This window comes from Massilia oculi, from assembly GCF_003143515.1.
GTDB classification, from domain to species: Bacteria; Pseudomonadota; Gammaproteobacteria; order Burkholderiales; family Burkholderiaceae_D; genus Telluria; species Telluria oculi.
In genome coordinates, this window is sequence record NZ_CP029343.1 from 2,596,435 (window position 1) to 2,621,855 (window position 25,421).

General features: G+C 67.9%; 18 protein-coding genes. 11 read left to right on the top strand and 7 right to left on the bottom strand.

The window, feature by feature from the left end; genetic code table 11:
- Positions 1 to 117 precede the first annotated feature (117 nt).
- Together DIR46_RS12055 and DIR46_RS12060 are read left to right on the top strand one after the other, a co-directional pair.
- Positions 118 to 2,640, top strand: a complete 2,523-nt coding sequence (locus DIR46_RS12055) for a TonB-dependent receptor (RefSeq protein WP_109345428.1) — start codon at positions 118 to 120, stop codon at positions 2,638 to 2,640.
- Positions 2,640 to 4,469, top strand: coding sequence for a phytase (locus tag DIR46_RS12060; protein ID WP_109345429.1), 1,830 nt, complete (start codon positions 2,640 to 2,642; stop codon positions 4,467 to 4,469). Before DIR46_RS12055 ends, DIR46_RS12060 begins: the two co-directional genes overlap by 1 nt.
- On the opposite strand, the gene DIR46_RS12065 is transcribed toward DIR46_RS12060, so the two are convergent.
- On the bottom strand, positions 4,415 to 6,013 hold the full coding sequence (locus DIR46_RS12065; RefSeq protein WP_229446578.1) for a MutS-related protein: 1,599 nt from the start codon (positions 6,011 to 6,013) through the stop codon (positions 4,415 to 4,417). The genes DIR46_RS12060 and DIR46_RS12065 overlap by 55 nt on opposite strands.
- A gap of 225 nt (positions 6,014 to 6,238) precedes the next feature.
- Here DIR46_RS12065 and DIR46_RS12070 point away from each other — a divergent pair, with 225 nt between their 5' ends.
- The 8 genes from DIR46_RS12070 to DIR46_RS12105 all read left to right on the top strand — a co-directional run bounded on the left by DIR46_RS12070 (position 6,239) and on the right by DIR46_RS12105 (position 16,315).
- The gene (locus DIR46_RS12070; protein ID WP_109345431.1) at positions 6,239 to 8,017 is read left to right on the top strand and encodes a YbhB/YbcL family Raf kinase inhibitor-like protein; all 1,779 of its coding nucleotides are present in this window, start codon (positions 6,239 to 6,241) and stop codon (positions 8,015 to 8,017) included.
- 169 nt (positions 8,018 to 8,186) lie between these two features.
- Positions 8,187 to 9,455 (top strand): efflux RND transporter periplasmic adaptor subunit, encoded by a 1,269-nt coding sequence (locus DIR46_RS12075; RefSeq protein WP_109345432.1) that lies wholly within the window; start codon positions 8,187 to 8,189, stop codon positions 9,453 to 9,455.
- 38 nt (positions 9,456 to 9,493) lie between these two features.
- Complete coding sequence (locus DIR46_RS12080) at positions 9,494 to 10,219, top strand: ABC transporter ATP-binding protein (protein ID WP_109345433.1); 726 nt, start codon at positions 9,494 to 9,496, stop codon at positions 10,217 to 10,219.
- 9 nt (positions 10,220 to 10,228) lie between these two features.
- Entirely contained in the window at positions 10,229 to 11,539 is a 1,311-nt protein-coding gene (locus DIR46_RS12085; RefSeq protein WP_109345434.1) for an ABC transporter permease, read from the top strand.
- Between the two features lie 13 nt (positions 11,540 to 11,552).
- A complete protein-coding gene (locus DIR46_RS12090; RefSeq protein ID WP_109345435.1) occupies positions 11,553 to 12,782 on the top strand; it encodes an ABC transporter permease in 1,230 nt (409 codons plus the stop codon).
- A gap of 25 nt (positions 12,783 to 12,807) precedes the next feature.
- Positions 12,808 to 14,139, top strand: coding sequence for a sigma-54-dependent transcriptional regulator (locus tag DIR46_RS12095; protein WP_109348004.1), 1,332 nt, complete (start codon positions 12,808 to 12,810; stop codon positions 14,137 to 14,139).
- Entirely contained in the window at positions 14,136 to 15,494 is a 1,359-nt protein-coding gene (locus DIR46_RS12100; RefSeq protein WP_109345436.1) for a sensor histidine kinase, read from the top strand. The genes DIR46_RS12095 and DIR46_RS12100 overlap by 4 nt, the downstream gene beginning before the upstream one ends.
- A gap of 50 nt (positions 15,495 to 15,544) precedes the next feature.
- On the top strand, positions 15,545 to 16,315 hold the full coding sequence (locus tag DIR46_RS12105) for a spermine/spermidine synthase domain-containing protein (protein WP_109345437.1): 771 nt from the start codon (positions 15,545 to 15,547) through the stop codon (positions 16,313 to 16,315).
- Here DIR46_RS12105 and DIR46_RS12110 read toward each other — a convergent pair.
- Together DIR46_RS12110 and DIR46_RS12115 are read right to left on the bottom strand one after the other, a co-directional pair.
- Positions 16,278 to 16,787, bottom strand: a complete 510-nt coding sequence (locus DIR46_RS12110; protein WP_109345438.1) for a hypothetical protein — start codon at positions 16,785 to 16,787, stop codon at positions 16,278 to 16,280. The two genes, DIR46_RS12105 and DIR46_RS12110, sit on opposite strands and share 38 nt — an antisense overlap.
- Positions 16,788 to 16,985 (bottom strand): hypothetical protein, encoded by a 198-nt coding sequence (locus DIR46_RS12115; protein ID WP_109345439.1) that lies wholly within the window; start codon positions 16,983 to 16,985, stop codon positions 16,788 to 16,790.
- A gap of 362 nt (positions 16,986 to 17,347) precedes the next feature.
- Between DIR46_RS12115 and DIR46_RS12120 the strand changes: the two genes are divergently transcribed.
- On the top strand, positions 17,348 to 19,771 hold the full coding sequence (locus DIR46_RS12120) for a TonB-dependent receptor plug domain-containing protein (protein ID WP_229446579.1): 2,424 nt from the start codon (positions 17,348 to 17,350) through the stop codon (positions 19,769 to 19,771).
- 16 nt (positions 19,772 to 19,787) lie between these two features.
- Here DIR46_RS12120 and DIR46_RS12125 read toward each other — a convergent pair whose 3' ends face one another.
- From DIR46_RS12125 to DIR46_RS12140, 4 genes are all read right to left on the bottom strand, one after another.
- On the bottom strand, positions 19,788 to 20,756 hold the full coding sequence (locus tag DIR46_RS12125) for a cation diffusion facilitator family transporter (RefSeq protein WP_109345441.1): 969 nt from the start codon (positions 20,754 to 20,756) through the stop codon (positions 19,788 to 19,790).
- A 71-nt stretch (positions 20,757 to 20,827) separates the two neighbouring features.
- Positions 20,828 to 22,363 carry a hypothetical protein gene (locus DIR46_RS12130; RefSeq protein ID WP_109345442.1) on the bottom strand — a complete coding sequence of 512 codons (1,536 nt, stop codon included), beginning with the start codon at positions 22,361 to 22,363 and terminating at the stop codon, positions 20,828 to 20,830.
- Positions 22,360 to 24,453, bottom strand: a complete 2,094-nt coding sequence (locus DIR46_RS12135; RefSeq protein ID WP_109345443.1) for a hypothetical protein — start codon at positions 24,451 to 24,453, stop codon at positions 22,360 to 22,362. Before DIR46_RS12135 ends, DIR46_RS12130 begins: the two co-directional genes overlap by 4 nt.
- On the bottom strand, positions 24,437 to 25,420 hold the full coding sequence (locus DIR46_RS12140) for a BatA domain-containing protein (protein WP_109345444.1): 984 nt from the start codon (positions 25,418 to 25,420) through the stop codon (positions 24,437 to 24,439). Before DIR46_RS12140 ends, DIR46_RS12135 begins: the two co-directional genes overlap by 17 nt.
- Position 25,421 lies beyond the last annotated feature (1 nt).

The following is a 25,421-nucleotide window of genomic DNA, read 5'->3' on the forward strand; positions in this document are numbered from 1 at the left end:
AATTCGGCTCATCCTGCGCCGCCAAGGGGTCCGTGACGCCTGATCGACCGGAAGTCGTCACCGTTTCGTCACATTCGGGAACCAGAATCCGCCCCACTCCAACTATTCCTTGCCCCCATGCGCTATCTCGCCCTCCCCGCCATCACTGCCAGCCTGCTGGCCGCTGCCGGCGTCCACGCTGCCCCTGCTCCGGCGCCGGCCGTCGAATCCAGCGTGGTCGTCACCGGCCAGCGCGCCAGCCTGGCGCGCGCCATCGCCGCCCAGGAACAGGCCGACAACATCGTCAGCGTCATCAGCAGCGACGACATCGGCCACCTGCCGGACAAGAATGCCGCCGAGGCGCTGGCGCGCGTGCCGGGGATCTCGGTCCAGCGCGACCAGGGCGAAGGCCGCTACGTGGTGGTGCGCGGCCTGGACGCCGACTACAACAGCGTGACCATCAATGGCGCCATGGTGCCCTCGCCGGAAGCGACGCGCCGCGCGGTGGCGCTGGACGTGCTGCCGGCCGGCCTGGTGCGCTCGCTGGAAGTGACCAAGTCGGCCACGCCCGACCAGGACGCCAGTTCGCTGGGCGGCACGGTCGAGGTCAAGACCCTGTCGGCCTTCGACCTGCCGGGCAAGCTGCTCAGCGTCGGCGTGGCCGCCAGCCACGACACCAATACCGACCAGAACAGCCCGAGCGCCAGCCTGCTGTGGGCCCAGCGCTTCATGGACGGCAAGCTGGGCATCGCCGCCGGCCTGTCGGGCGAGAAGCGCAAGTTCGGCTCGGACAACGTGGAAACGGGCGGCGATTGGGACGGCGATCGCCTGAAAGGCTTCGAGCTGCGCGACTACCTGCCCACGCGCGAACGCCGCGCCGGCGCCTTCAACCTCGACTACCGCCCGGACGCGGCCACCAGCTATGCCCTGCGCGGCTTCCTCAGCCGCTTCTCGGACGAAGAGTCGCGCGACCGCATGACCGTGGGCGACTTCGAGAACGACGACGAAAGCGTGGTCGAAGGCGAACTCGCTCCCGCCACCATCGAACGCCGCCTGCGCCAGCGCAAGTACACGCAAGAGATCCGCTCGCTCACCGGTTCGATGGACCGCCGCTTCGGCGACGCCTGGAAGATGCGGCTGGAGGCCGCCACCAGCCGCGCCACCGACAAGACCCCGAACGCGATCAGCGACGCGCGCTTCACCAACGTCGAGAGCTTCGAGGGCGTCGGCTTCACCAACACCCGCGCCCCGCACCTGATCGCCCCGGCCGGCGTGGCCGACGCGGCAAACTACGAACTCGATTCGTTCGCGATCGAGCGCGCCTATGCCAAGGACACCAGCCACCAGCTGCGCCTCGACCTGCAGCGCGAATTCGATGCCGGCGACTGGAGCGGCGCGTTCAAGTTCGGCGCCAAGGCCACCCGCCGCGACAAGCGCACCGACACCGACGCCTGGGAATTCGGCAGCGACGATCCCGGCGATGGCGACTACTGGGGCGCCGGCCCGACCTCGATGACGGCCTTCGTCAATGGCAAGCGCCTCGACTACCCGTTCGGCAACCTCGGTTACGCGATCGACCCGAACCTGGTCCGTGCCCGCCTGGCCGGCCTGAACCGCGATGGCGCCCGCGCCATCGTCGACTCGGCGCTGGACGACTTCAAGCTGCAGGAAGACATCGACGCCGCCTACGTGCAGGCCAGCCTGCGCAGCGGCGCCTGGACGCTGCTGGCCGGCGTGCGCGCCGAGCGCACCCGCTTCAAGGCCGACGGCTCGCAGGTGACGGACGAAGAAGAGATCACGCCGCGCAACGCTTCGCGCTCCTATACCAACTGGTTGCCGGGCATGCACCTGCGCTACGACCTCGACCAGCACACCAGCCTGCGCGCGGCATGGAGCAACTCGGTGGTGCGCGCCAACTTCGCCCAGCTGGCGCCGGGCGTCAGCCTGGATGGCGACGACGAAGCCACCATCGGCAATCCGGACCTGGATCCGCTGCGCTCGCACAACCTGGACCTCGGCATCGAGCGCACCATCGGCGGCGACGGCGTGGTGTCGGCCTATGTGTTCACCAAGGCTATCCGCGACTTCACCTACGCCACCGACCTGGCCGGCCGCGGCGACTGGGCCGACTTCTCCAGCGCGATCTCGTACAAGAACGGCGAAAAGGCCCGCGTGCGCGGCATCGAACTGGCCTGGCAGCAGCCGCTGCGCATGCTGCCGGCGCCGTTCAACGGCCTGCTGATCGGCATCAACGGCGCCATCACCCATTCGCGCGCCGACATCGACAGCGCCGACGGCGACGGTGGGATCGGCGCGCGCGCGATCCGCATGCCGGGCCAGTCAAACCGCATCGGCAACCTGATGGTCGGCTACGAGTCCGGTCCGTTCAGCGCCCGCCTGGCGATGAACTACAAGTCGCCCTACCTGCTCGAACTGGGCGAGGACGTGCTCGACGCGCGCCAGGACCGCTACGTCGACACCCAGAAGCAGCTGGACCTCTCGATGTCGCTCAAGCTCGACAAGCGCTGGCAGCTGACCTTCGACGCCAGCAACCTGAACAACGAAAAATACTACGTCTACATGGGCGACAAGTCCCGCAACGCGCAACATGAACAATATGGCCGCACCTTCAAGATCGGCCTGAAAGCGAGCATCTTCTAATGAAAAAAATCGTTTCCCTGGTTCTCCTCGCCACCCTGCACGCGGCGGCCGCCGCCGCGCCGCAAGTGCCGGCTTCGCTGGCCAAGACCGAAGCCCTGGCCGCGCTGCCGGGCGGCGCCTGGCTGGCGCTCGACAAGAAGGCCCTGCGCCTGGTCGGCGCCGACGGCAGCGAACGCGCCAGCCTGGCGGTGCGCGCCGAGCAGCTCGACCTGCGCCCGGTCGAAGGCGGCGTGCTGGCGATCGTCATGGATTCCAACACCGAGCGCGTGCAGCCGGTGCGGGTCGACCTCGCGGCCGGCGCCCTGAAAGCCTTGCCGCCGATGCCGGAAGCCGGCTTCGGCCTGGAAGCGGCCTGCATGTACCGCGACGCCCAAGGCCTGGACCATGTATTCATGGTGGGACCGGACGGCCAGGCGCAGCAGTGGCTGCTGGGCGGCGAAGGGCAAGGCGGCTATCGCCTGGTGCGCCGCCTGGCGCTGCCGACCGCGGTCACCCATTGCCGCGTCGACGATGCCCACGCCACGCTGTTCGTGGCCGAGGAAGGCATGGGCCTGTGGGCCTATGGCGCCGATGCCGAAGGTCCGTCGGCGCGCGTGCCGGTGGCGCTGCGCGCGCCCTACGGCAAGCTGGCCGGCGAGATCGAGGGCCTGGCCGTGCTGCCGGGCGGCGTCGCCGCCCTGGACGACAAAGGCGACCTGCTGAGCTGGCGCCGCGCCGGCGCGGCCTGGACCGCGCTGCCGGCACGCGCGCTGGGCGGCAAGCAGCTGGTGGCGCTGGGCGGCGCCTCGCTGCTGGTGCAGACGAAAAAGGGCTGGCAGGCGCCGGCGCTGGCGTGGAAGGCCGGCACCGCACCGCCGCGCGCGCTGCCGATCGTGATGCCGCGCATGCAGACCGCGCCGGTGGCGCAACTGGGCGACGCCGCCGACGATCCGGCGATCTGGGTCAACCCGAAGGATGCGAGCCAGTCGCGCATCCTCGGCACCAACAAGAAGCAGGGCATGCTGGTGTACGACCTGCAGGGCAAGGAAACCCAGTTCCTGCCGGCGGGCCGTCTGAACAACGTCGACGTGCGCCAGGACCTGCGCTTCGGCGGCGAGCGCTTCGACCTGGCCCTGGCCACCCAGCGCGACGAGAATGCGATGGTGCTGTTCACGATCGACGCCAGGGGCATGCTGGCGGAAGCGGCGCGCCTGCCGACCGGATTGAACGACATCTACGGCACCTGCACCTACCGCACCGCCGAGGGCGGCCTGGATGCCTTCGTCAACGACAAGGACGGCCGCTACGAGCACTGGCAGATCACCCGCAGCGGCGGCAAGTTCGGCGCGAAGCTGGCGCGCCAGTTCAGGCTCGCCACGCAACCCGAAGGCTGCGTGGCGGACGACCGCAGCGGCCTCTTGTTCGTGGGCGAGGAAGACAAGGCGCTGTGGGTCACGTCGGCTAGGGCCGACCAGCCGGCCACGCTCAAGATGGTGATGCCGGTGGGCGAATGGCTGCACGACGACATCGAAGGCATGGGCATCTACCACGGCAAAAAGCAGAGCTACCTGGTGGTGTCGAGCCAGGGCAACAGCAGCTACGTGGTGTTCGACGCGGCGCCGCCGTTCAAGGTGCGCGGCGCGTTCCGGATCGGCATGGATCCGGTGGCCGGCATCGACGGCGCGTCCGAGACCGACGGCCTGGAAGTGAGCTCGGCCAACTTCGGCGGCCCGTACGCGCGCGGCATGCTGGTGGTGCACGACGGCTTCAAGCGCATGCCGGACGGTGCCCAGAACTACAAGGCGGTGGCCTGGGACGACGTCTCCAAGGCCTTGAAGCTGGAACAGTGAGACGGTTCGGGTTCCACGAGGTGGCTGCTCAACCAGCGCGCCACTTCGGCCGCCCGCTCTTCGATCTCCGATCCGAACCCCTGGCTCGCCAGCAGCGCGATGCCGTTCGGATTGCGTAGCACGCCCGGCGCCAGCACCGGCTGGCCGCTGGCGGTGTCGATGAAGAATGACGCGAACCGTTCGCGCAGCAGCGGCGCCAGCACCAGGTTGTGCGAGGACACCAGCACCAGGTCGCGCCCGGCCAGCTGTTCCAGCACGGCGCAGGCGGCCGACACCGATTCCAGGTGGTTGGTGCCGCGGAAGACTTCATCGATCAGGCAGATGCCCGGCGGCTGGCCGGCGGCATCCAGCAATTCCTTCGCCCGCCGCAGTTCCGCCATGTACAGGCTCTCGCCGCCCAGCAGGGAATCCTCGTTCTGCATGCTGGCGCGCACCGGCAGCGCCGGCAGGCAGGCCCGCGTGGCGTAGCAGAAGCCGAACGCGCGCGCCGCGATCGCGTTCAGGCCCACCATGCGCAGGAAGGTGCTCTTGCCCGAGGCGTTCTGGCCCGAGACGAAGGCGCCCTTTCCTTCCAGCGCCACCGACAGGGCGACCGGCTGCGTCATCAGGGGATGGATGCCGCCATCCAGCACCAGCGTGCGCGCATCGCCGCGCTCGGCCCAGCACCAGCGCTCCCTCGACGCCAGGTGGCGCGCCAGCGCCACGTCGCCCTCGAGGTTGGCGCAAGCGAGGTAGCACTCGCGCAGCAAGTCACGCTCGGCGTGCACGGTGCGCAGCGTCTTGAAGTAGAAGGCCACGTTGGCCGCCGCGAACCAGTCGGCGTACTGGATCGCGCCCGGGATCATGCGCAGGCTCAGCGAGCGCGCCAGGCGCAGGTGCAGGCGCTCGGCTTTGAAGCGCATCTCCACGAAAGGCTCCAGCAGCGGCCCGCCCTGCCCACCCAGCAGGCTGGTCGCGCGCAGCAGCGCATGCAGCGCGCGGATGGTGGCGGCCCATTGCTCGAGCGGACGGTGAAGACGCATCTGCAGCGCCATCAGGGGAGCCAGCGCCGCCAGCGTCAGCATCCAGCCCAGCGGCAGGGTCGCCAGGGCGGCCAGCGACAACAGCAGCGCGAGCGGCAGCAGCCACAGCCAGCGCGGCCACCACGGGATGGCCGGGGCCGTATCCTGGAACAGCAGGCCGGCCACCTCGGCATCGGCATGGCGCAAGGTAGACAGGCTGGCGTCGATCGCATCCAGCCGCGCCGGGTCGTCCATCAGCGCCTGAAGGCGCGCGCGCTGCGCGATGCATGCCGCGTCGTCGATGCCGGCCCGCAGGCGCCGGTGCAGCACCTGGCGCGCAAAGATGCTGGCCCGGGGCGCCAATTTCTCTTCATACGATTCGAGCAGCAAGTCGCTCCAGGTCTGGTCGTCGATGCCGGCAATGCCATCGAGGCGGTACAGGCGCTCGACTTCGTCCGGGATGAAGAAATGGCGCGGCGGCGGAGCGGGTGGGGCGAGCGCGAGGCTGCGCAACAGGTCTTGCATGCGGTCGAGCAATGACAAGGCTTGTCCTGGAGGAAGAACCGGCGGCGCCGGGTGCCAGCCCAACATCGGGGCACGATTCCCCACTTGCAAGACCGAAAGCATTTATCGGACGCAATTAAGCGTCACGCATAACGGGTCATCAATCAGACAACGTACGTTGCCCAACATACCGCGTTCGGAATCACTGGCAGGATCAACGGCGCAAGGCTCCCACCAACAACGACCAAGAAAGGCAAGCCCCCAATGAAACGCGCATCCCTCGCAGCCGCGCTGTGCATGATATTCGGTTCGGCCACCGCCCAGCAGGGCGACGGCACCATGTTCTCCACCAGGATCAACGTCTGGAAACCCAATAAGGTAGAGGCTACCCCCGAGCGCATCGCGGCGTTGAAGGCCCCGCAAGGCTTCACCGTCAGCGCCTTTGCGACCGGACTCAAGAATGCGCGCATCATCGCAGTGGCGCCGAACGGCGACGTCTACCTCAGCCGGCGCGACCAGGGCGACGTGCTGCTGCTGCGCGACGCCGACGGCGACGGCCGCGCCGACGGCGCGCCGGTCACGGTGGCCAACCGCGCCGGCGCCCACGGCCTGGCGATCCGCGACAACAAGCTGTACCTGGTCACCGTCAAGGAGTTGTTCGTGGCCGACATCAAGCCCGACGGTCGGCTGGGCGAACTCAAGATGCTGATAGGCGACCTGCCCGATTCGGGCCAGCACCCCAACCGCACCATGGCCTTCGGCCCGGACGGCATGCTGTACCTGAGCGTCGGCAGCACCTGCAATACCTGCAACGAGAGCAATGTGGAGAACGCCACCCTGCTGCGCGTGTCCCCCGACGGCAAGAGCCGCACCATCTTCGCCAGCGGCCTGCGCAACCTGATCGGCTTCGGCTGGCATCCGGCTACGGGCGAGCTGTGGGGCTTCGACCACGGCATCGACTTTTTGGGCGACGACGTCCAGCCCGAAGAGATCAACAAGATCGAGCTGGGCAAGCAATACGGCTGGCCGCATGTGTATGGCGCCGGCGATATCTACCCGCAAAGCACGCCGCAGGGCGAGATCACCAAGGAACAATGGAAGGCGCGCAGCACACCGATGGTGCTGGGCTATACCGCCCATGCGGCGCCGATGCAGTGGGTATGGGGCGCCGGCAGCGCCTTCCCGGCGGAATACCAGGGCGACGCTTTCGTCACCATGCGCGGTTCGTGGAACCGGGTGCCGGCGTCGGGCTACGAGATCGTGCGCGTACGCTATCAAAACGGCCAGGCGACCTCGGTCGAGCCTTTCGTCACCGGCTTCCTGACGGATGGCGGCAAGACCCATATCGCGCGCCCGGTCGGCCTCGCGCTGGCCAAGGATGGTTCGCTGCTGATGGCGGACGACGCCAATGGCGTGATCTACCGCGTCGCCTACACCGGCGGCAAGGCAGCCGCCGCCACGCCGCCGAAGGCGCCGGCCGGCCCCATGGAGCAGCAGGTCAATAAAGGCAACAAGGTCCCGCTGGCGAACCAGCGCCCCGAGACCGAGGCAAAGGGCCAGCTGAGCGTGACCTCGTCGAGCTTTGGCGCCAACGCCATGATGCACGAGCGCTACACCGAGTACGCGGACGGCGTTTCGCCGGCTTTGTCCTGGAAAGCCGTGGCCGGCGCGAAGTCGTACGCGGTCATCATGGAAGACCCGGACGCCAGGCCGGTCACGCCCTTCGTGCACTGGGTGATGTGGAACATCCCGGCCACCATCACCAGCGTGCCGGAAGGCGTGCAGGAGCAGCCCCGCCTGTCCGACCCGGACGGCGTGCTGCAGGGCCGCACCACGCGCGGCGCGCCCGGCTACTATGGCCCGAAGCCACCGGCCGGCGAGGCGGCGCACCGCTACCACTTCCAGGTCTATGCACTGGACACGATGCTCGACGTGCCATTCGGCGCCGACCGCGACCAGGTGCTGGCGGCGATGAAGGGGCATGTGCTGGCCAAGGGCGAGATCGTCGGCAAGTACGGGCAGAAGCAGCAGCCGCAGAAGTGAACGTTGAGCGGACAGCCGTGTCCGCGAACGACCGCCAAGGGCCGGACGGACACCGCGGACAGCGGTGCCCGTCCGGGCATCCTATTATAAATCAATGACTTAACATTGAAATAAGCGCTGGCACGGATCGTGCAGTAACGACAGACAACCCGTCGTTACTGGACACAACATGATCCGCGATACATCCCAACAAGACGCCGTCGTCGCCACACCGGCGTCCCACACCTTCAAGCGCCGCGCGCTGCTGATCGGGGGCGCCGCCGCCCTGCTGGCCGCCAGCGTCGCCGTGTTCGCCGCCTGGAGCGGCAGCGAACATTCCGTCTCCGGCAGCCGCGTGCGCATCGCCGAAGTCCAGCGCGGCACGCTGGTGCGCGACGCTGCCGTCAACGGCCGCGTGGTGGCCGCCGTCAGTCCCACCCTGTATTCCACCGCCCCCGCCACCGTCAACCTGAAGGTCGCCGCCGGCGACACGGTCAAGAAGGGCGACGTGCTGGCGGTGCTCGAGTCGCCCGACCTGACCGACGCCCTCAAGCGCGAAGTCTCGACCTACGAACAGCTCAAGGCCGAGGTGGCGCGCCAGCAGATCCTGGCGCGCAAGCAGCAACTGCTGGCCAAACGCGAAGCCGACACCGCCGAGATCGAGCGCCTGTCGGCCCAGCGCACCGTGGAGCGCTACGACAGCGTGGGCGTGGTCGGTATCATCGCCAAGATCGACTACCAGAAGGCCCAGGACGCCCTCAACTCGGCCGGCATCCGCGCCAGGCATGCGGCGCAGGCGGCCAACCTCGAAGGCGACGACGTCCAGCTGGCGATCCGCACCAAGACCAACGAGATGGAGCGCGCGCGCCTGTCGATGGCCAATGCCCAGCGCCGCGTCGACGAACTGACCGTGCGCGCGCCGGTCGATGGCTTCATCGGCACCCTGAACGTGCAGAACCGCATGGTGGTCATCGCCAATGCTCCCCTGATGACGCTGGTCGACCTGTCCAAGCTCGAAGTCGAGGTCGAGGTGCCCGAGACCTATGCCGGCGACCTGGGCCTGGGCATGAGCGCCGAGATCACCCTGCCCTCGGGCCGCGCCACCGGCAAGCTGTCGGCGCTGTCGCCCGAGGTGGTCAAGAACCAGGTGCTGGCGCGGGTGCGCTTCGACGGCGAGCAGCCCAAGGGGCTGCGCCAGAGCCAGCGCGTCACGGCGCGCCTGCTGATCGAGGAAAAGCCTGGCGTGCTGATGCTGCCGCGGGGACCATTCGTCGAGAACGAAGGTGGCCGGCATGCCTATGTGATGCAGGACGGCGTCGCCGTGCGCACGCCGATCCAGCTGGGCGCGACCAGTATCTCGGCGGTGGAGATCCTGTCCGGACTGAAACCTGGCGACCAGGTCGTCATCTCGGGCACCGACGCCTTCAAGAACGCCGCACGCGTCTCACTCAACAATTGAACTACCCTCAAGCACACAAACAGAACAAGGAGCAAACCATGCTGCGCATGTCCAACCTGAGCAAGGTGTACCGTACCCAGATGATCGAGACCCATGCGCTGCGCGGTTTCGAGATTCAGGTCAAGCCGGGCGAATTCGTCACCGTCACCGGCCCGTCCGGCTCGGGCAAGACCAGCTTCCTCAACATCGCCGGCCTGCTCGAGGAATTCACCTCGGGCGAGTACGTCCTCGATGGCGTCAACGTGAAAGGCCTGGACGACGCTGCCCGTTCGCGCCTGCGCAACGAGAAGCTTGGCTTCATCTTCCAGGGCTTCAACCTGATTCCCGACCTGAACCTGTTCGACAACGTCGACGTGCCCTTGCGCTACCGCGGCTTCAATGCGCGCGAACGCAAGGAGCGCATCGAGGATGCGCTGGCCAAGGTCGGCCTGGCGTCGCGCATGAAGCATTACCCCGCCGAGCTGTCGGGCGGCCAGCAGCAGCGCGTGGCGATCGCGCGCGCGCTGGCTGGTTCTCCGAAACTGCTGCTGGCCGACGAACCGACCGGCAACCTGGACACGCAGATGGCGCGCGGCGTGATGGAACTGCTGGAAGAGATCAATGCCGCCGGCACCACCATCCTGATGGTGACCCACGATCCGGAGCTGGCGGTGCGCACCCACCGCAATGTGCATATCATCGACGGCCAGGTGTCCGACCTGGTGCGGCGCAGTCCTTCCCTGGCCAACGTCGATAGCGACGCCAGCGCCGGTCTGCCGGCATAAGGAGCCTTCATGTTCGGCTACTACTTCAAGCTCGGCCTTCGCAGCCTGCGCCGCAATCCGGCGCTGACCGCGCTGATGGTCCTGACCCTGGCGATCGGGGTGGCCGCCAGCGTCTCGACCCTCACCATCCTGCACATGATGTCGGGCGACCCGATCCCATCCAAGAGCGAACGCCTGTTCGTGCCGCAGTTCGACAACGGTGGGCTGGATGGCTACACGCCCGGCGCCGAACCCGACGATATGCAGATGAGCTACCAGGATGCCGCAAACCTGCTGCGCGACGGCCAGGGCGAGCGCCGCACGGCCATGTACGGCGTACTGCTTCCGATCGAACCGCCGCGGAAGGATATGTCGGCCTTCAAAAGCAGTGGCATCGCGCCGACGCGCGATTTTTTCGCCATGTTCGACGTGCCTTTCCTGCACGGACAGGCCTGGAGCGAGCAGGACGACGAACGCGGGGCGGACGTCGTCGTGCTCGGCCGCGCCATGTCGGAAAAACTGTTCGGCGACGCAAACCCGGTCGGCCAGCGCCTGACGCTGATGGGCAATCCCTACACGGTAGTCGGGGTAGCCGATACCTGGAAGCCGCTGACCCGCTACTACAAGCTGGTCGGCGGCGGCCACTCCGGACAAGGCGAAGAATTCTTCATTCCGTTTTCCAGCGCCATCCGCCACGAAACCGGGCACTCCGGCAGCATGAGCTGCAGCAGGAACCGCGAAAGCGGCTACGCCAACCTGCTCGCCTCCGAGTGCACCTGGATCCAGTTCTGGTTCGAGACCCGCTCGAGTGCCGATCGCGCCGAACTGCAAAACTATATCGACAACTATGCGAGCGAGCAGCGCAAGCTTGGCCGGATGCAGCGCAACGCTCCCAACGCGCTGTACAACGTGATGGAATGGATGGAAAAGCTCAAGGTCGTCGGCAATGACAGCAAGCTGTCGGCGTGGCTGGCATTCGCCTTCCTGGTGCTATGCCTCGTCAACACCATCGGCCTGCTGCTGGCCAAGTTCTCGGTACGTGCAACCGAAGTCGGCATCAGGCGCGCACTGGGCGCCTCCCGTGGCGACATCTTCCGGCAATTCCTGATCGAGACCGGTGTGATCGGCCTTGCAGGCGGTCTGCTCGGCCTGGCGCTGTCGTTCGGCGCGCTGGCACTGATCGGCATGCAGAGTGCGCGCATGGCGGCCGCTGCGCGCATGGACTGGCAAATGCTGGCCCTGACATTCACGATGTCGATCGCGGCGGCCGTCATTGCGGGCCTGCTGCCGACCTGGCGTGCCTGCAAGGTCACGCCGGCCATCCAACTCAAGTCACAATAATCCAGGAGCCACCATGGAAATCCGTCCCATCCTTTCTGCGCTCCTGCGCAACAAGACCGGCCCGATCCTGGTCGCGCTGCAAGTGGCGCTCAGCCTGGCCTTGCTGGTCAACGCACTGCACATCGTCAACGAGCGCCGTACCGTCGCCGCCCGCCCCTCCGGCCTGCTCGACGAGGCAGCCACGTTCTACTTCCAGGTACGCAGCCTGAACAACGACACACCGGAGCAGATGCTGGCGACAATCAAGCGACATACCGAGGTGCTACGCGCGGTGCCGGGCGTCGTCTCGGTTGCGCACGTCTCGCAAATGCCATTGTCGAACAGTGGCAGCACCAGCAGCATGTCCGCCACCCGTGATCCGCAGCAGGAGACCACGTCGGCGGCCATGTATGTGTCGGGCGATTCCCTGGTCCAGACCTTCGGGTTGCAACTGGTGGAGGGCCGTGATTTTCTTCCGGGCGAGCTGGTCGATATCAACGAGCAGCAGGAGCGCACGCCGCCCCGTACCGTCATCGTCACCAAGGCGCTGGCCGACAGGCTGTGGCCTGGCGCCTCGGCGATCGGCAAGACGATGTACTTCGGTACAGGCGACGCGCCCGGCGCGATGGTCGTCGGCGTCGTCGAGCGCCTGCAGACCGCGCATGTCCAGATCGGGGACCTGGGCGAATTCTCGGTGATCGTGCCGGCGCGGCTGTACGGCGCAGCCGGCGCGATCTATGCCGTGCGCGCCGAACCGGGCCAACGCGATCGCATCATCAAGGATGCCGAGCAGGCGCTGCGCAAGTCGTCCTTGATTCCGATGATCCTCGAAACCGCCACCGTGGAGCAGGACCGCCAGAAGCGCTACCGTGCCGACATGGCGCTGTCATGGATGCTGGTGACGGTGAGCGTGCTGCTGCTGCTGGTGACCTGCAGCGGCATCGTCGGCATGGCCAGCTTGTGGGTGACCCAGCGCCGCAAGCAGATCGGCGTGCGACGCGCGCTCGGCGCGCGCAAGATCGACATCCTGCGCTACTTCATCGTCGAAAATGTCCTGATCACCAGCGCTGGCGTCGCAGGCGGCGTGCTGCTGGGCGTGGGACTGAACGGGCTATTGGTGAGCAGGCTGGAAATGACGCGCCTGCCGCTGGTGTACCTTGCCGGCGGCGCCCTGCTGTTCTGGGCGATCGGCATCCTGGCCGCCTACGGCCCGGCCTGGCGCGCGGCCAGCATCTCGCCGGCGCTGGCCACCCGCAGCACCTGAACCGGAGAGTGATATGCTGGCGGCCATGCCCACCGTTCTCATCATTGACGACAATGCCGCGGTCGCCATGGCGCTCGAAGTGCTGTTCTCGCTGCACGACATCGCGGCGCTGCGCGCGGCCTCGCCCGAGGAGGGCCTGGACCTCCTCGGGCGCGAGCCGGTCGACCTGGTGATCCAGGACATGAACTTCACGGCCGACACCACCTCGGGCGAGGAAGGCGTGACGCTGTTTCGTGAAATCCGCCAGCGCCATCCCGACCTGCCGGTGATCCTGCTCACCGCCTGGACCCACCTGGATGCGGCGGTCGACCTGGTCAAGCTTGGCGCCGCCGACTACCTGTCCAAACCCTGGAACGACGAGCGCCTGCTGGCCACGGTCGGCAACCTGATCGAGCTGGGCCAGGCCAATCGCGCGCTCCGGGGCCGCCTGCAACGCGAACGCAAGGCAAAGCGCGAGCTCGAACTGAACTTCGACCTGCGCGGCCTGGTCTGGCAAGACCCCGCCACCGAACGCGTGCTGCACCTGGCCTGCCAGGTGGCGCGCGCCGACGTTCCGGTGCTGATCACGGGCCCCAACGGCACCGGCAAGGAACGCATCGCCGAGATCATCCAGGCCAATTCGGCGGTGGCCGACGGCCCCTTCGTGGTGCTCAACTGCGGCGCCCTGCCGTCCGAGCTGATCGAGGCCGAACTGTTCGGCGCCGACGCCGGCGCCTATACCGGCGCCTCGAAGACGCGCGAAGGCAAGTTCGAGGCGGCCGACGGCGGCACCCTGTTCCTCGACGAGATCGGCAACCTGCCGCTGGCCGGGCAGATGAAGCTGCTGCGTGTGCTGGAAACCGGCCGCTTCGAGCGGCTCGGCTCGAACCGCGAGCGGCAGGTGAAAGTGCGCGTGATCAGCGCCACCAATGCGGATCTCTCCGCAATGATCCGCGCCGGGACCTTCCGCGAAGACCTGTTCTACCGCCTCAACGTGATCGAACTGCGCCTGCCGCCGCTCGCGAGCCGTCCTGGCGACATCCTGCCGCTGGCGCAATCGTACCTGGCACGCGGCAAGACCCTGCATCCTGCCGCCGAAGCGGTCCTGCTGGCCCATCCCTGGCCCGGCAATGTGCGCGAACTGAAGAACGTGATGGCGCGCGCCAACCTGCTGTCGAGCGGCGACACCATCACGGTGGCCGACCTCGGCCTGCCGGCCGCCAGCCTGCCGGCGCAGGACCTCGAGCCCGACCGTGACGCCATCGTGGCGGCGCTGGCGCGCGCCGGCGGCGTGGTGGCGCAGGCGGCGAACGAGCTTGGCCTGTCGCGCCAGGCGCTATACCGCCGCATGGAACGGTTGGGAATCGAACGTCCATGAGCCAGGCGCCGACGCGGGCCAGGTTCTCGCTGGTCACGCGCCTGTCGGCGCTGGTCGGCACCCTGCTGGTGCTGGCCATGCTGGCCGCGCTCGGCCTCGACCATCTGTTCCCGGGCCGCCCGCTGCTGGTCGCGGGCCTGTGCCTGCTCGGACTGCTGCCGGTGGCGATCATCACCCTGCGCGCGCAAGTCCAGCCCATCCTGTCGCTGTTTCGCGCGCTGGAAGGCACGGTGGACAGCTACCGCGACGGCGATTTTTCCTTCAGCCTGCATTGGCCGCACAACGACGAGCTGAGCGACCTGATCTCGGCCCACAACCGGCTCGGCGCCGTGCTGCGCGAGCAGCGCCTGGGCCTGGCGCAGCGCGAACTGCTGCTCGATTCGATGGTGCAGAACACGCCGGTGGCGATGCTGCTGGTGGCCGATTCGAGCACCCATGCGGGCGTGATCGTCTACGCCAACGTCGCCGCGCGCCAGTTGCTGGCGCATGGTCGCAAGCTGGAAGGACACGCCCTGCGCGCCGTGCTCGACGAGGCGGCGCCGGCACTGCGCGAGGCGCTGGCGCGCGGTGGCGATGGCCTGTTCAGTGCCGGCGAGGGAGAAAGCGAAGAGGTCTATCACCTGGCGCGCAGCACCTTCAACCTGAACGGGCGCCGCCACGAGCTGCTGCTGCTGCGCCAGCTGACGGCCGAACTGCGGCGCCAGGAAGTGCAGACCTGGAAGAAGGTGATCCGCGTGATCAGCCATGAACTCAACAACTCGCTGGCGCCGCTCGCCTCGCTCGCGCATTCCGGCGCCGAGCTGGTGCGGCGTGGACAGGTGGAGCGCCTGCCGCAGATCCTGTCGACCATCGGCGAACGCACCCGCCACCTGGAGAGCTTCATCCTCGGCTATGCGCGCTTCGCCAAGCTGCCCACGCCGCGGCTGGAAGCCTGCCCCTGGCCGGACCTGGTCGCGCGCCTGGCCGGCCAGGTCGATTTCTCGGTCGAAGGCGAACTGCCGCCAGACCCCGCCTGGGTCGACCCCGCCCAGTTCGAACAGGCGCTCCTGAACCTGCTCAAGAACGCCCATGAATCGGGATCAAAACCGGAAGACGTCCAGCTGCACGTGCGGCGCGTGCAGGACCAGCTGCGCATCGACGTGCTCGATCGCGGCAGCGGCATGAGCGAGACGGTCCTGACCCAGGCCCTGGTACCCTTCTATTCGACCAAGCGCAGCGGCACCGGCCTGGGGCTGGCGCTGGCGCGCGAGATCGCCGAAGCGCACGGCGGACGCATCCTGCTCGCCAACCGCGACGGCGGCGGCCTCGCCGTCACGCTGTTCCTGCCGGCGCTGTCCGCCCCGCCATCCGGCTGAATCCCGGCGCTCTCTGGTAAGATCGGCTTTGATTCTGCCTCATCGCGACCATGCCGCCGTCCACCATCGATCCCCGCTTCGCCCAGCCCGGCCATCCGCCCGCCACCATCGACGAATTCAAAGGCGTGCGTTTCCTGCACCTCGGCACCTCCTGGGTGCAGGGCGCGATGCGCATCGCCAAGCCGGATACGATCGAACTCGAATACGTGCAGATGATGATGCTGTGGACGCTGTTCCAGCGCGCGCCGCGCCGCATCGCCCAGCTCGGGCTGGGCAGCGCCGCGCTGACCAAGTTCTGCTACCAGCGCTTTCCCGAGGCGCAGGTCACGGCGGTCGAGCTCAATCCCAACGTGATCGCGATCTGCCGCGCGCTGTTCGGCCTGCCCGACAACGACGCTCGCCTGGACGTGCGCGAGATGAATGCGCTCGACTTCGTGCTCGATCGCGCCAACCATGGCAGGTTCGACGTGCTGCAGGTCGACCTGTACGACCAGGATGCGCGCGGCCCGGTGCTCGACTCGGTCGAGTTCTACCAGGGCTGCCGCGATTGCCTGGCGCCGGGTGGCGTCATGACCGCCAATGTGTTCGGCGACTTCAGCAACTACGACAAGAACTTCCTGCACATGGAGCAGGTCTTCGACGCCGTCGCCTGGCTGCCCGAGGTGCATGACGCGAACGTGGTGGTGCTGGCCTTCAAGGAGGCGCCCGAGATCGACTTCGCGGTGCTGTACGAGCGCGCCGGCGAGATCAAGCGGCGCCTGAACCTGCCGGCCAAGAATTGGGTCAACGGCCTGAAAGAGTGGATGCGCGACCATTCGTGAGTTGATGGCGCGGCGTGGGCGGGCGGCGGCCCGGCAGGTGGCCGCTTACGCCCAGCTCGGACGCCGGTACCGGCGCACCGAGCACCGCGAATACCGCGCCGCAGGGTTCGCGCTCCAGCCCCAGCACCGGGAACACCCGTTCGAGGTTGGCGTACTTGGCCCAGGCGCCGGCGCCTCGCGACTGGCTCGGCGGAATCGACATCGCGGCAAAGCCGCGCGCGCCCTTCTCGACCGCCGCGATGCTGCGCACGCGGGCCGCGCGCGCTTGTTCATCGACTTCCACGCCCTGGCTGGCATCCATGCAGCGCACCCGCAGCTGGGCGCCGGGCAGCGGGTGGTGAGAGAGCTTCTGGTTGGGAGCGTGCCAGAGCTGCATCAGCACGAGGCCGGTCGGCCCGTGGGCGTCCCAGGCGCTTTCGAGACTGCCATGGTGTTCCAGGCCGTAGCGCTTGCATAGCTGGGTGATATTCATCTAGTCGTTCCGTTGCCGTTGACGCCGCTCGCGGCTGCGGCGGGCGGCGGGATCCTGCATGGCGCGCAGCAGGATCTCTTGTGAGACATTGCAGCTCTCGAGGTACACCAGCCCCGCCGACACGCCCCGCGTCTCGGCCAGGAACAACGCATATTCGGTAGCGAGCGCGGACTGCTCGTCGATTCGTCGTTGGATCATGATGTGGCTGCCTACGAAATGCGGCGAAAGCGCCGACTTGAAACCTCATGCTAAGGCCACTCGGCGGCACACCGTTGGAAATCTTGTTAGAGAACGTAACAATTCATCAAACTCTTTCCAACAACATTTCTCACCAAAAATATCTTTATTCTCAACGCATTACCCGAAACTCATGATTATGTTGTGAAGTGTGAGAAGACGTCTCTTTTGCGCGACGGCCATCCCGCCCATTCACGTTCGTATTTACTTTTTTCAATATCTTCGTAGTGAAGTGACATATCCCATTGCTAACATCAAATGACATCCGGACAAGCGGATGACATGACAACACTCATTGCAGGGGGTAGAGGATGACAAGGAAGTTGAACAAGAAAACACTGCCGCAACGCGCCCTGCTGGCGTCGGCACTGATGGCAGCATTGACGAGCGCGAGCGCCCAGGAAACGGACAGCAATATGTCGCAGGTCGTGGTGCTCGGCTCGCGCACCCAGGCCAAGACCGCGCTCGACACCGCGGTCCCGGTAGGCCTCATCAACAGCAAGGACATCCAGTCGGCCGGCACGCTCGAACTGGGCAAGGTGCTGCAAGACCTCGACCCCTCGTTCAACTTCACCAGCACCTTCGTGAGCGACGGCACCGACATCATCCGCCCCGCCACCCTGCGCGGCCTGGGCCCGGACCAGCTGCTGGTACTCATCAACGGCAAGCGCCGCCACCAGCAAGCCCTGGTCAACGTGCAGCAGACCATCGGCCGCGGCTCGGCCGGCACCGACATCAATGCGATCCCGCTGTCGGCGATCCAGTCGATCGAGGTGCTGCGCGATGGCGCCGCTGCGCAGTACGGATCGGACGCGATCGCGGGCGTCATCAACATCATCCTCAAGAAGGGCGCCGGCACCGGCACCTTGAGCGCCAGCGCCGGCACCACCGACGAAGGCGACGGCGACACGTATTCGGCCAGCGCCAACCGCGGCTTTGCGCTAGGGGCCGACGGCGGCTACCTGAACCTGTCGGTCGAGGCCAGGAAGCGCGACGAGACCAACCGCGCCGGCCCGGACACGCTGCGCGTCAACCCGCCGCGCGTGACCCAGCGCCTGGGCGACAGCAACGCCAAGGACTACTACCTGTGGATGAATTCGGCCATCCCGACCGCCGGCGGCGAACTGTATGCCTTCGGCGGCGCCTCCAAACGCAAGGGCGATTCGGGCGGCTTCTTCCGCCCGGCCGAGGACTCGCGCAACGTGCCCGAGATCTATCCGAACGGCTTCCTGCCGAATATCGTGACCACCGTGCAGGACGCCTCGCTCGCCGTCGGCTACCGCCACGACCTGCCGAACGGCTGGAACGCCGACGCCAGCGTCAACCACGGCCGCAGCCAGCTCAAATTCCACGAACGGAACTCGATCAACGTCAGCTACTGGTACGAGAACGGCGAGTCGCCAACGTCGGCCGACACCGGCACGCTCAAGTTCGAGCAGACCACCTTCAACCTCGACTTCAAGGGGCCGGTGAACGTGCTGGGCGGCGAGCTGTTCGTGGCCGCCGGCTTCGAATGGCGGCGCGATAACTACGAGATCGAGGCCGGCGACCCGGTCTCTTACCAGTATGGCCGCACCAACAATCCCGCCATCGTCATCCGCGACCAGAACGGCGGCATCGCCGCCTCGGGCATCCAGGGCTTCCCCGGCTACACTCCGAGCACCGCGGTCGACGAAGGGCGCCACAACACCGCCTACTACCTGGACCTGGAGCGCAAGTTCGGCGCCAGCGTCACGCTTGGCGCCGCGGCGCGCCACGAACGTTACTCGGACTTCGGCAACACCACCATCGGCAAACTGAGCCTGCGCTGGGACCCGAGCCGCACGCTCGGGATCCGCGGCAGCGCCTCGACCGGCTTCCGGGCGCCCGGCGTGCAGCAGAAGTTCTACAGCTCGGTCTCGACCAACCTGAACGCCGCCGGCGTGCTGACCGAGACCCTGACCGCGCGCGAAGACAGCGCCGTCACGCGCGCTTTCGGCATCGCGCCGCTGAAGGAAGAAACGTCAAAAAGCGCCAGCATCGGCATGATCCTGCGCCCCACTCAGGGCTTCTCGCTCACGGCCGACGTCTATCGCACGAAGATCGACGATCGCATCGTCTTCTCCAGCAATATCGCGCCCGAGTCCGGCCCCTGCCCGACTCCGGCCTCCTGCCCGATCCGCAACATCCTCGATCCGCTGCGCGTGGGCCAGGCCCAGTTCTTTACCAATGCGATCGACACCACCACCACCGGCCTGGACCTGGTGGCGCAGCAGACCATCCGGGGCCAGGGCTCGACCCTGGTGCTGTCCGGCCAGCTGGGCTTCAACAAGACCGAGGTCGACGACCGCCATTCGCAGTCGCCGGTGCTCACCGGCGCCCAGCTGTTCGACGACGCCCAGGTGACGCTGATCGAGCGCGGCCAGCCGCGCAAGCACCACGTGGTGTCGGCAGACTACACCACCGGACCGTGGAACCTGACGGCGCGCGCCAACTATTTCGGCGCGGTGCAGGGACAGGGGTTCACGGCGCCGTTCGTGCAGACCTGGGAAGCGAAATGGATCGTCGACCTGACCGGGCGCTATGCCTTCAACAAGAACCTGTCGCTGTCGGCGGGCGTGAACAACCTGTTCGACACCTATCCGACGCGCTGGGACCCCGAGCGCGCCGCGCCCTTCCCGCAGATGGGCTTCACGCACTGCTGGGAGACCTGCCCGTTCGGCATGAACGGACGTTCGGCCTACGTGAAGGCGGACTATACGTTCTGAGTCCGGCGCGCTCGGCTCAGCGCAGTGCCGAGCGCAGTCCGGACGCCTCGAAATACACATGGCGGATCACCGGATGGGCGGCGCCGATCGCCGTCTCGATGCGGGCGATCGCCTGTTCCACTTCGGCGATCCGCAGCCCACGGCGGAACTGCACGGAGGCTGCGAGCAGCACCTCCTCCGGGCCCAGCTGCATGGTGCGCAGGCTCGCCACGCTCTCGAGCGCCGGCTCGCGCAGGAACAGCGCGCGCAACGACGCCAGTTGCGCGCCGTCGATGCCCTCCCCCGCCAGCAGGCCGCCGGTCTCGCGCGCCAGCGTGATGGCCGCCCCCACCAGCAGCAGCCCGATCAGGATCGACGCCACCGGATCGGCGTAGGGATTGTCGAAATAATGGCCGAGCGCGATGCCGGCCGCGGCGATCGCGATGCCCAGCAGCGCGGCCGAATCCTCGATGAATACAGTAAATACAGAGGCATCCTTGCTGGCGCGGACCGTTTGCCACAGCGTCATGCCGGGACCGCGTTTCGCGTTGAGCGCCTTGCGCGACACATTCCAGCTATAGCCCTCGAACAGCGCGGCCGCGCCCAGGACCACATAGTTCCATAGCGGATCCTCCAGCGGCGGCGGATCCTGCAGCGCCGCGAACCCGTGGTAGATCGACAGCCCGCCTCCCAGCGAAAACACCGAGAGCGCGACGATCAACGCCCAGAAGTACAGGGATTTCCCGTAGCCGAAAGGATGCTTGCGGTCGGGCTTGCGGGCACTGCGGCGTTCGCCCAGCAGCAGCAGCAATTCGTTGCCGGTATCCACCGCGGAGTGGATGCCCTCGGCGACCATCGCGGCGCTGCCGGTGATGCCCGCTACGATGAACTTGGCGATGGCAATCCCCAGATTGGCCACGATGGCCGCGTAGATGACCTTGCGCGAATCCTGGCGCGGCGACTCGGGCGCCGCGCCGCGGTCGTCGACCTGTGCTGCTTGATTCATACGTTTCTCCCATTCGAGTGCACATGATGGAGCACTGCGTCATGGAGATCCGTACGGCCACGCACCTGCCGCTACCTGCGTTCGCGCCACCATAGCAGCAGCATCGCGGCGGCGAAGGCCAGCGCGAACGGCCAGACCGGCATGGGGCGTGTCGGCCCCTCCTGCGCGGCCAATGGCGTGCGTGCGGCGTAGCGTGCTGTCGCCTGGCGCCGCTGCATGGCCTGCCATTGCGGCCAATCGGTCGCGGCGTACACGTAGACGGCATGGGCGCCGGCCTTGCTGTCGCTCATCTCCAGCCAGCCGGATTGTTGAGGCCATAGCGCCACGCAGGCGGCATCGACGCGATCCGCACGGCCCTGCCATGGCATGGCCTGCTTCAGCGCCGGGAAGGCGACTTCACCCGCCACGCCGCGCGCGCACACCTCCAGGCGCTGTCCCGGCAGCGGCATCTCGCGCGGCTCCAGCCATTCGGTTTCCTGGCGGCGCTCGACGCCGACGCGGTCGAGCACACCCTGCCACCACAGCGCCAGCTTGCGCGGTTCGGCGATCGCGTGGCGGTGCCATTCGCTCACGCCCAGCCAGGCGATGCGGCCCTTCTTCCAGTCGCGGGTCCAGACCATGTCGCTTGACCCGGTCCAGGGGCCGGCGTCGCGCGCCGTCGGCAGCATCGGCGCCAGCGGCATCTCCAGCGGCGCCTCCAGCACGCCGCCCAGCGGCTGCACGCGCAGCGGCAACTGCAGGGTGCGCGACCAGACACCCGGATCGTTCGCATTCCCGCCCAGCACCAGCAGCGGCATGCCGTCGGCCACGCGCTCGAGCAGGGAGGTGCGTTCGCCGGCGCCCATGCGCTCGAAGCGGGCGGCATCGATCACCATCAGGTTCGGCGCCGTCATCTCTTCGCGCGGCTGTTCAAGGCGGGTGACGTTGCGGCCCAGCGTGACCTGCCAGTCGAGCAGCGCGCCGCTGCCGGCCAGCAGGTCGTTCAGCACGCGCAAGTCGAACGACGGCGCGCCGAAGCGTCCCACGACCTGCAGCTGGACCGGCTCGTGCACGGTGAACGGCACCGGACCTTCGGCGACGACCTTGTCCTTCGCGTCCAGCAGGCGCGCCTTGAGGACGACGCGCTCGGCCACCGGCGGCATCCATTCGACGGTCAGCTTGCCCGCGCCGCGCGCCTGGGCGATCGGCTGGCCGTTCTCGGCCAGCAGTTCCAGGCGAGCTTCACTCTTGTCTTCGCGCTCGACGGTCAGGGTGAACAGGCGGCCCAGGGCCACCTGGCTCGGGAAGTCGAGGCGCAGCGCGCCGCCCTTCGGCGCCTGCCAGGCGAGCGGCAGGGCCGGCAGATCGTTCCACGCGGCGGCGCGCAGGCCGTCGCCCTGGAGTCGCAGGGCATTCACGCCCTGGAGAGACAGCGGCGGCGCGGCCGGATCGACGGCGAGCGTGTGGCCGGCCTCGCCGGGCGCGCGCAAGTCGGCTGCGAACAGTCCCAGGGCGATCGCCGCGACGGCAATCAAGAGCGCGTCCAGCCACTGGCGGCGGCGCAGGTAGAGCACGGCGCTGACGATGCCGGCCAGGGCGATGACGGCGATGAGCAGGGTCTGGTTCATGGCGCGCCCGCCTCGCGCCAGTGACGCGCGAACGGGGTCTCGACCTTGCTGCTGGCCTGCAACAGCACCTGGCCTTCGCCGGCGCCGGTACGCAGCCAGGCGCGCAGCACCGGACGGCAGGCGATGCAGCCGTCGGCCACGTCCTGGATCGCGCGCTGGGCGGCCAGGCGCTGCTCGTCGTCCTGCAGGCGCGTACGCACCCAGTCGTTGGCGGTGCGCATCCACAGCGACGGCAACGCGGCTTCACCGGACAGGGCGATCACCAATGCGCGCAACTCTTGCGGCAACGGCGAGCCCTCCCCGGCCTGTTCGCGGCGGTAGCTGGCGGCGCCGGCCATCTCGCCGGTCATGCGTTTTTCTTCCTTGATCGGCGGCGGGGTGAAGGCGGTCTTGTGCAGGTAGATGCGTTCGGCCTGCTGCAATTCCTTGATCGCCTCCAACGCCTTGTGCTCGGGCGGCAGAGCGGTCTTCGGCGCGATCGCGCGCAGCGACTTCTCGGCATCCCACATCGCCACCAGCGCGCGGCGCAATACCTTCTTGGTGCCCTCGTCGTACATCGTCGCGTTCTCGGCCTCGTCGTGGGCGTGGCCATAGGTTTCGAGGATGTGCTGGGTCTCGTTCACGATGGCGCTCTTGCGGGTATTCGGGGCGCCGTGGTCGTGGCCGTGGCCTTCCTCATGCGGATGCTCGCCCGGACCATGGTCGTGCCCCTCGTGGTCGTCGTGATCTTCCGCTTTCTGCGCCCCGGCCATGCCGGAACTGGCATTGTCGGCGAACAGGGACGATTCCTCGCCCAGGAACTGGCCATAGCGCCGGCGCAGTTGCGCCTGGTCGTTGGCGATGCGTTCGCTGCGGTCGCGCACGTCATCAGCCGCCATCTTCGTGCCGCGCATATCGGCGATCAGCTGCTCGGTATCGATGATGATCTGGCGCTGGCTGCGCAGCGAAGCCGGCTTGACCAGCGACGGCATCGCCGCGCTTTCTTCTTCCGCTTCCTGCTCGGGCGCGGGCCGGCGCACGGTGTAGGTGGGCGATTGCACGGTCTGGGGACGGCCGGCGTTGTCGGTCGCGCGCACGAAGAAATACAGCTCGTCGCCCGGTTCCATTTCCAGCTCGGCGAGCGACCACTGCTTCGACCAGTCGCGCCGCTTCGGATCGCTGGACGCCGGCAGCGGCATCTCGCGGTCGGTGAACTTGACGTTCTCGCCGCTGCCGCGCGCCAGCGTCATGTGCAGGGTGGCGCGCCGGATCGCGTAGTCGTCGCGGATCTGGATCGCCATCGCGGTGCCGGTCGCGTTCTCGCGCAGGTCCTGGATCATCTGGGCAGGCGCAGCGATCGTGATTTCGGGCGGCTGGTCGGGGATTACTCGCAGTGTGTGGCGCTCTCCGCGCCAGCGCCACACCACCGACTCGGTGGCGGTCCAGCGCGCGCACTCCTTGCCCGGCTCGAGCACCTGGCCGTTGCCCAGTTCGATCTTGTTATTTCCTGCCGTGCCGTCCTTCAGGCACCAGCTGACGACGGTCTGTTCCGGCGCCTGCAGGTCGCGAGGGGCCGACTCGGACGGTTTGACGCCGGTATAGGCCGGTGGCGCCAGCTTGACGGTGAGCCCGGCCAGGGTGGCCGCGGTCGCGCTGCCGACCGGGCTTGCCGGGGCCACGCCGCCCGCCTCCGAAGGCCTGGTGGTCGCATACCACACCATTCCCGCCAGCACGGCGCTGACCAGGACGATCGGATAACCGACAGAGACGTGGCGCGCGACGATCCGGCGCAGCTGGGCCGGCGAGATGACGGCGTCCAGGCGGTCGAACAGGCGCTGCTGCTGCAGGCGGGCGATCGGGGAATCGGCCGCCTCGAGCAGGGCCGCGCTGTCTTCCATCTCGGGCACGGCGCCGTCCAGCCAGGCGGTCCACTCGAAGGTGACGCGGCGGCGCAGCTTGACCCAGTCCAGCGCGCACCAGCCGGCCCAGGCCAGCAGGCCCGGCCCCGATGGAATCGCCAGCCATGGCAGCGCGCCGCCTATCCACAGCGGCAGGCGGCGCAGCTGCGCCGCGCGCCATACCCGTTTGGTGATCTCAACGCCTCCGTGCATGCGTGAGACTCCTTTCCAGTACAAAAAGTGCGACCAGGACGGCCAGCAGGACGCCGCGCAGCGCACCGCCCGGTTCCGGCGCATTGGCGCCATCGACCGCCGCGAACGTCTGCGGCGCCAGCGTGAAGTGGCGCGGTCCGACGTGCAGCTGCTGCCAGTCGTCGAGCAGCGCACGCGCGGCCTGCGCATCGCGTGGGGGCCAATCGGCATGATGCCACAGGCGGCCGCGCGCGCTGTCGGCGTAGCGCAGGCCGTCGATCACGCGCGCCTTGGCCAGCTCGGGGAAGGCCGACGGTTGCGTCACCCACCACAACGGCGCGCGCAGCGCGGCGGGCGGCGCCTCGGCCCGGTCCCACACGATCAGCGCCGTCGCGGCGCCCGGCGTGTCGTCGACGATAATGGTCTCGTGACCGCCCTGCGCCGCGAACATGCGGCGCCATTCGGCGGCGCGCTCGCTGGCAATGTAGACATGGCGCTCGACCTTGGCGGGCGCGCCGGCCTGGGTGCGTACCTCGACCGCACGGCCAAACACCGGCTTCGCGGCCGGCATCGGCACGTCGCCCAGCACCAGCAGGCGCGCGTCACGCTGCCATTCGCGTTCGTGCGTGTGCACCCAGCCCAGCGCCTGCGCGGCGGGCAGCGTGACGCGCTCGGCGTCCGCCAGGCCGGCTTGCGCCGCTTCGCGCTCGACCCATGCGGGGTCGGCGCCTTGCGTCACCACGACCGTATCGCCGCGCCACGGATAGACCGGGTCGGCCAGCCAGGCGATGAGCACCAGCAGCAACAGACAGCGCACCAACAGCAATAGCGGGTCGCTCCAGCGCCAGACGCGCGTCTGGCGCGGCTCGGTGCGCGGCAGGAAGCGCGCGGTCGCCATCGGCGCCGCCTGGTTCTGCACGCGCTTCTTGCGGTGCCACCAGATCGGCAAAATGAGAACAGGCAGCGCCAGCCACCAGAGTGCATTCATG

Excerpts from the sequence above, each read along its gene's own strand:
- DIR46_RS12055 (WP_109345428.1), top strand. The coding sequence starts at position 118 with ATGCGCTATCTCGCCCTCCCCGCCATCACTGCCAGCCTGCTGGCCGCT.
- DIR46_RS12060 (WP_109345429.1), top strand. The coding sequence starts at position 2,640 with ATGAAAAAAATCGTTTCCCTGGTTCTCCTCGCCACCCTGCACGCGGCG.
- DIR46_RS12070 (WP_109345431.1), top strand. The coding sequence starts at position 6,239 with ATGAAACGCGCATCCCTCGCAGCCGCGCTGTGCATGATATTCGGTTCG.
- DIR46_RS12075 (WP_109345432.1), top strand. The coding sequence starts at position 8,187 with ATGATCCGCGATACATCCCAACAAGACGCCGTCGTCGCCACACCGGCG.
- DIR46_RS12080 (WP_109345433.1), top strand. The coding sequence starts at position 9,494 with ATGCTGCGCATGTCCAACCTGAGCAAGGTGTACCGTACCCAGATGATC.
- DIR46_RS12085 (WP_109345434.1), top strand. The coding sequence starts at position 10,229 with ATGTTCGGCTACTACTTCAAGCTCGGCCTTCGCAGCCTGCGCCGCAAT.
- DIR46_RS12090 (WP_109345435.1), top strand. The coding sequence starts at position 11,553 with ATGGAAATCCGTCCCATCCTTTCTGCGCTCCTGCGCAACAAGACCGGC.
- DIR46_RS12095 (WP_109348004.1), top strand. The coding sequence starts at position 12,808 with ATGCCCACCGTTCTCATCATTGACGACAATGCCGCGGTCGCCATGGCG.
- DIR46_RS12100 (WP_109345436.1), top strand. The coding sequence starts at position 14,136 with ATGAGCCAGGCGCCGACGCGGGCCAGGTTCTCGCTGGTCACGCGCCTG.
- DIR46_RS12105 (WP_109345437.1), top strand. The coding sequence starts at position 15,545 with ATGCCGCCGTCCACCATCGATCCCCGCTTCGCCCAGCCCGGCCATCCG.
- DIR46_RS12110 (WP_109345438.1), bottom strand. The coding sequence starts at position 16,787 with ATGAATATCACCCAGCTATGCAAGCGCTACGGCCTGGAACACCATGGC.
- DIR46_RS12115 (WP_109345439.1), bottom strand. The coding sequence starts at position 16,985 with ATGATCCAACGACGAATCGACGAGCAGTCCGCGCTCGCTACCGAATAT.
- DIR46_RS12125 (WP_109345441.1), bottom strand. The coding sequence starts at position 20,756 with ATGAATCAAGCAGCACAGGTCGACGACCGCGGCGCGGCGCCCGAGTCG.
- DIR46_RS12130 (WP_109345442.1), bottom strand. The coding sequence starts at position 22,363 with ATGAACCAGACCCTGCTCATCGCCGTCATCGCCCTGGCCGGCATCGTC.
- DIR46_RS12135 (WP_109345443.1), bottom strand. The coding sequence starts at position 24,453 with ATGCACGGAGGCGTTGAGATCACCAAACGGGTATGGCGCGCGGCGCAG.
- DIR46_RS12140 (WP_109345444.1), bottom strand. The coding sequence starts at position 25,420 with ATGAATGCACTCTGGTGGCTGGCGCTGCCTGTTCTCATTTTGCCGATC.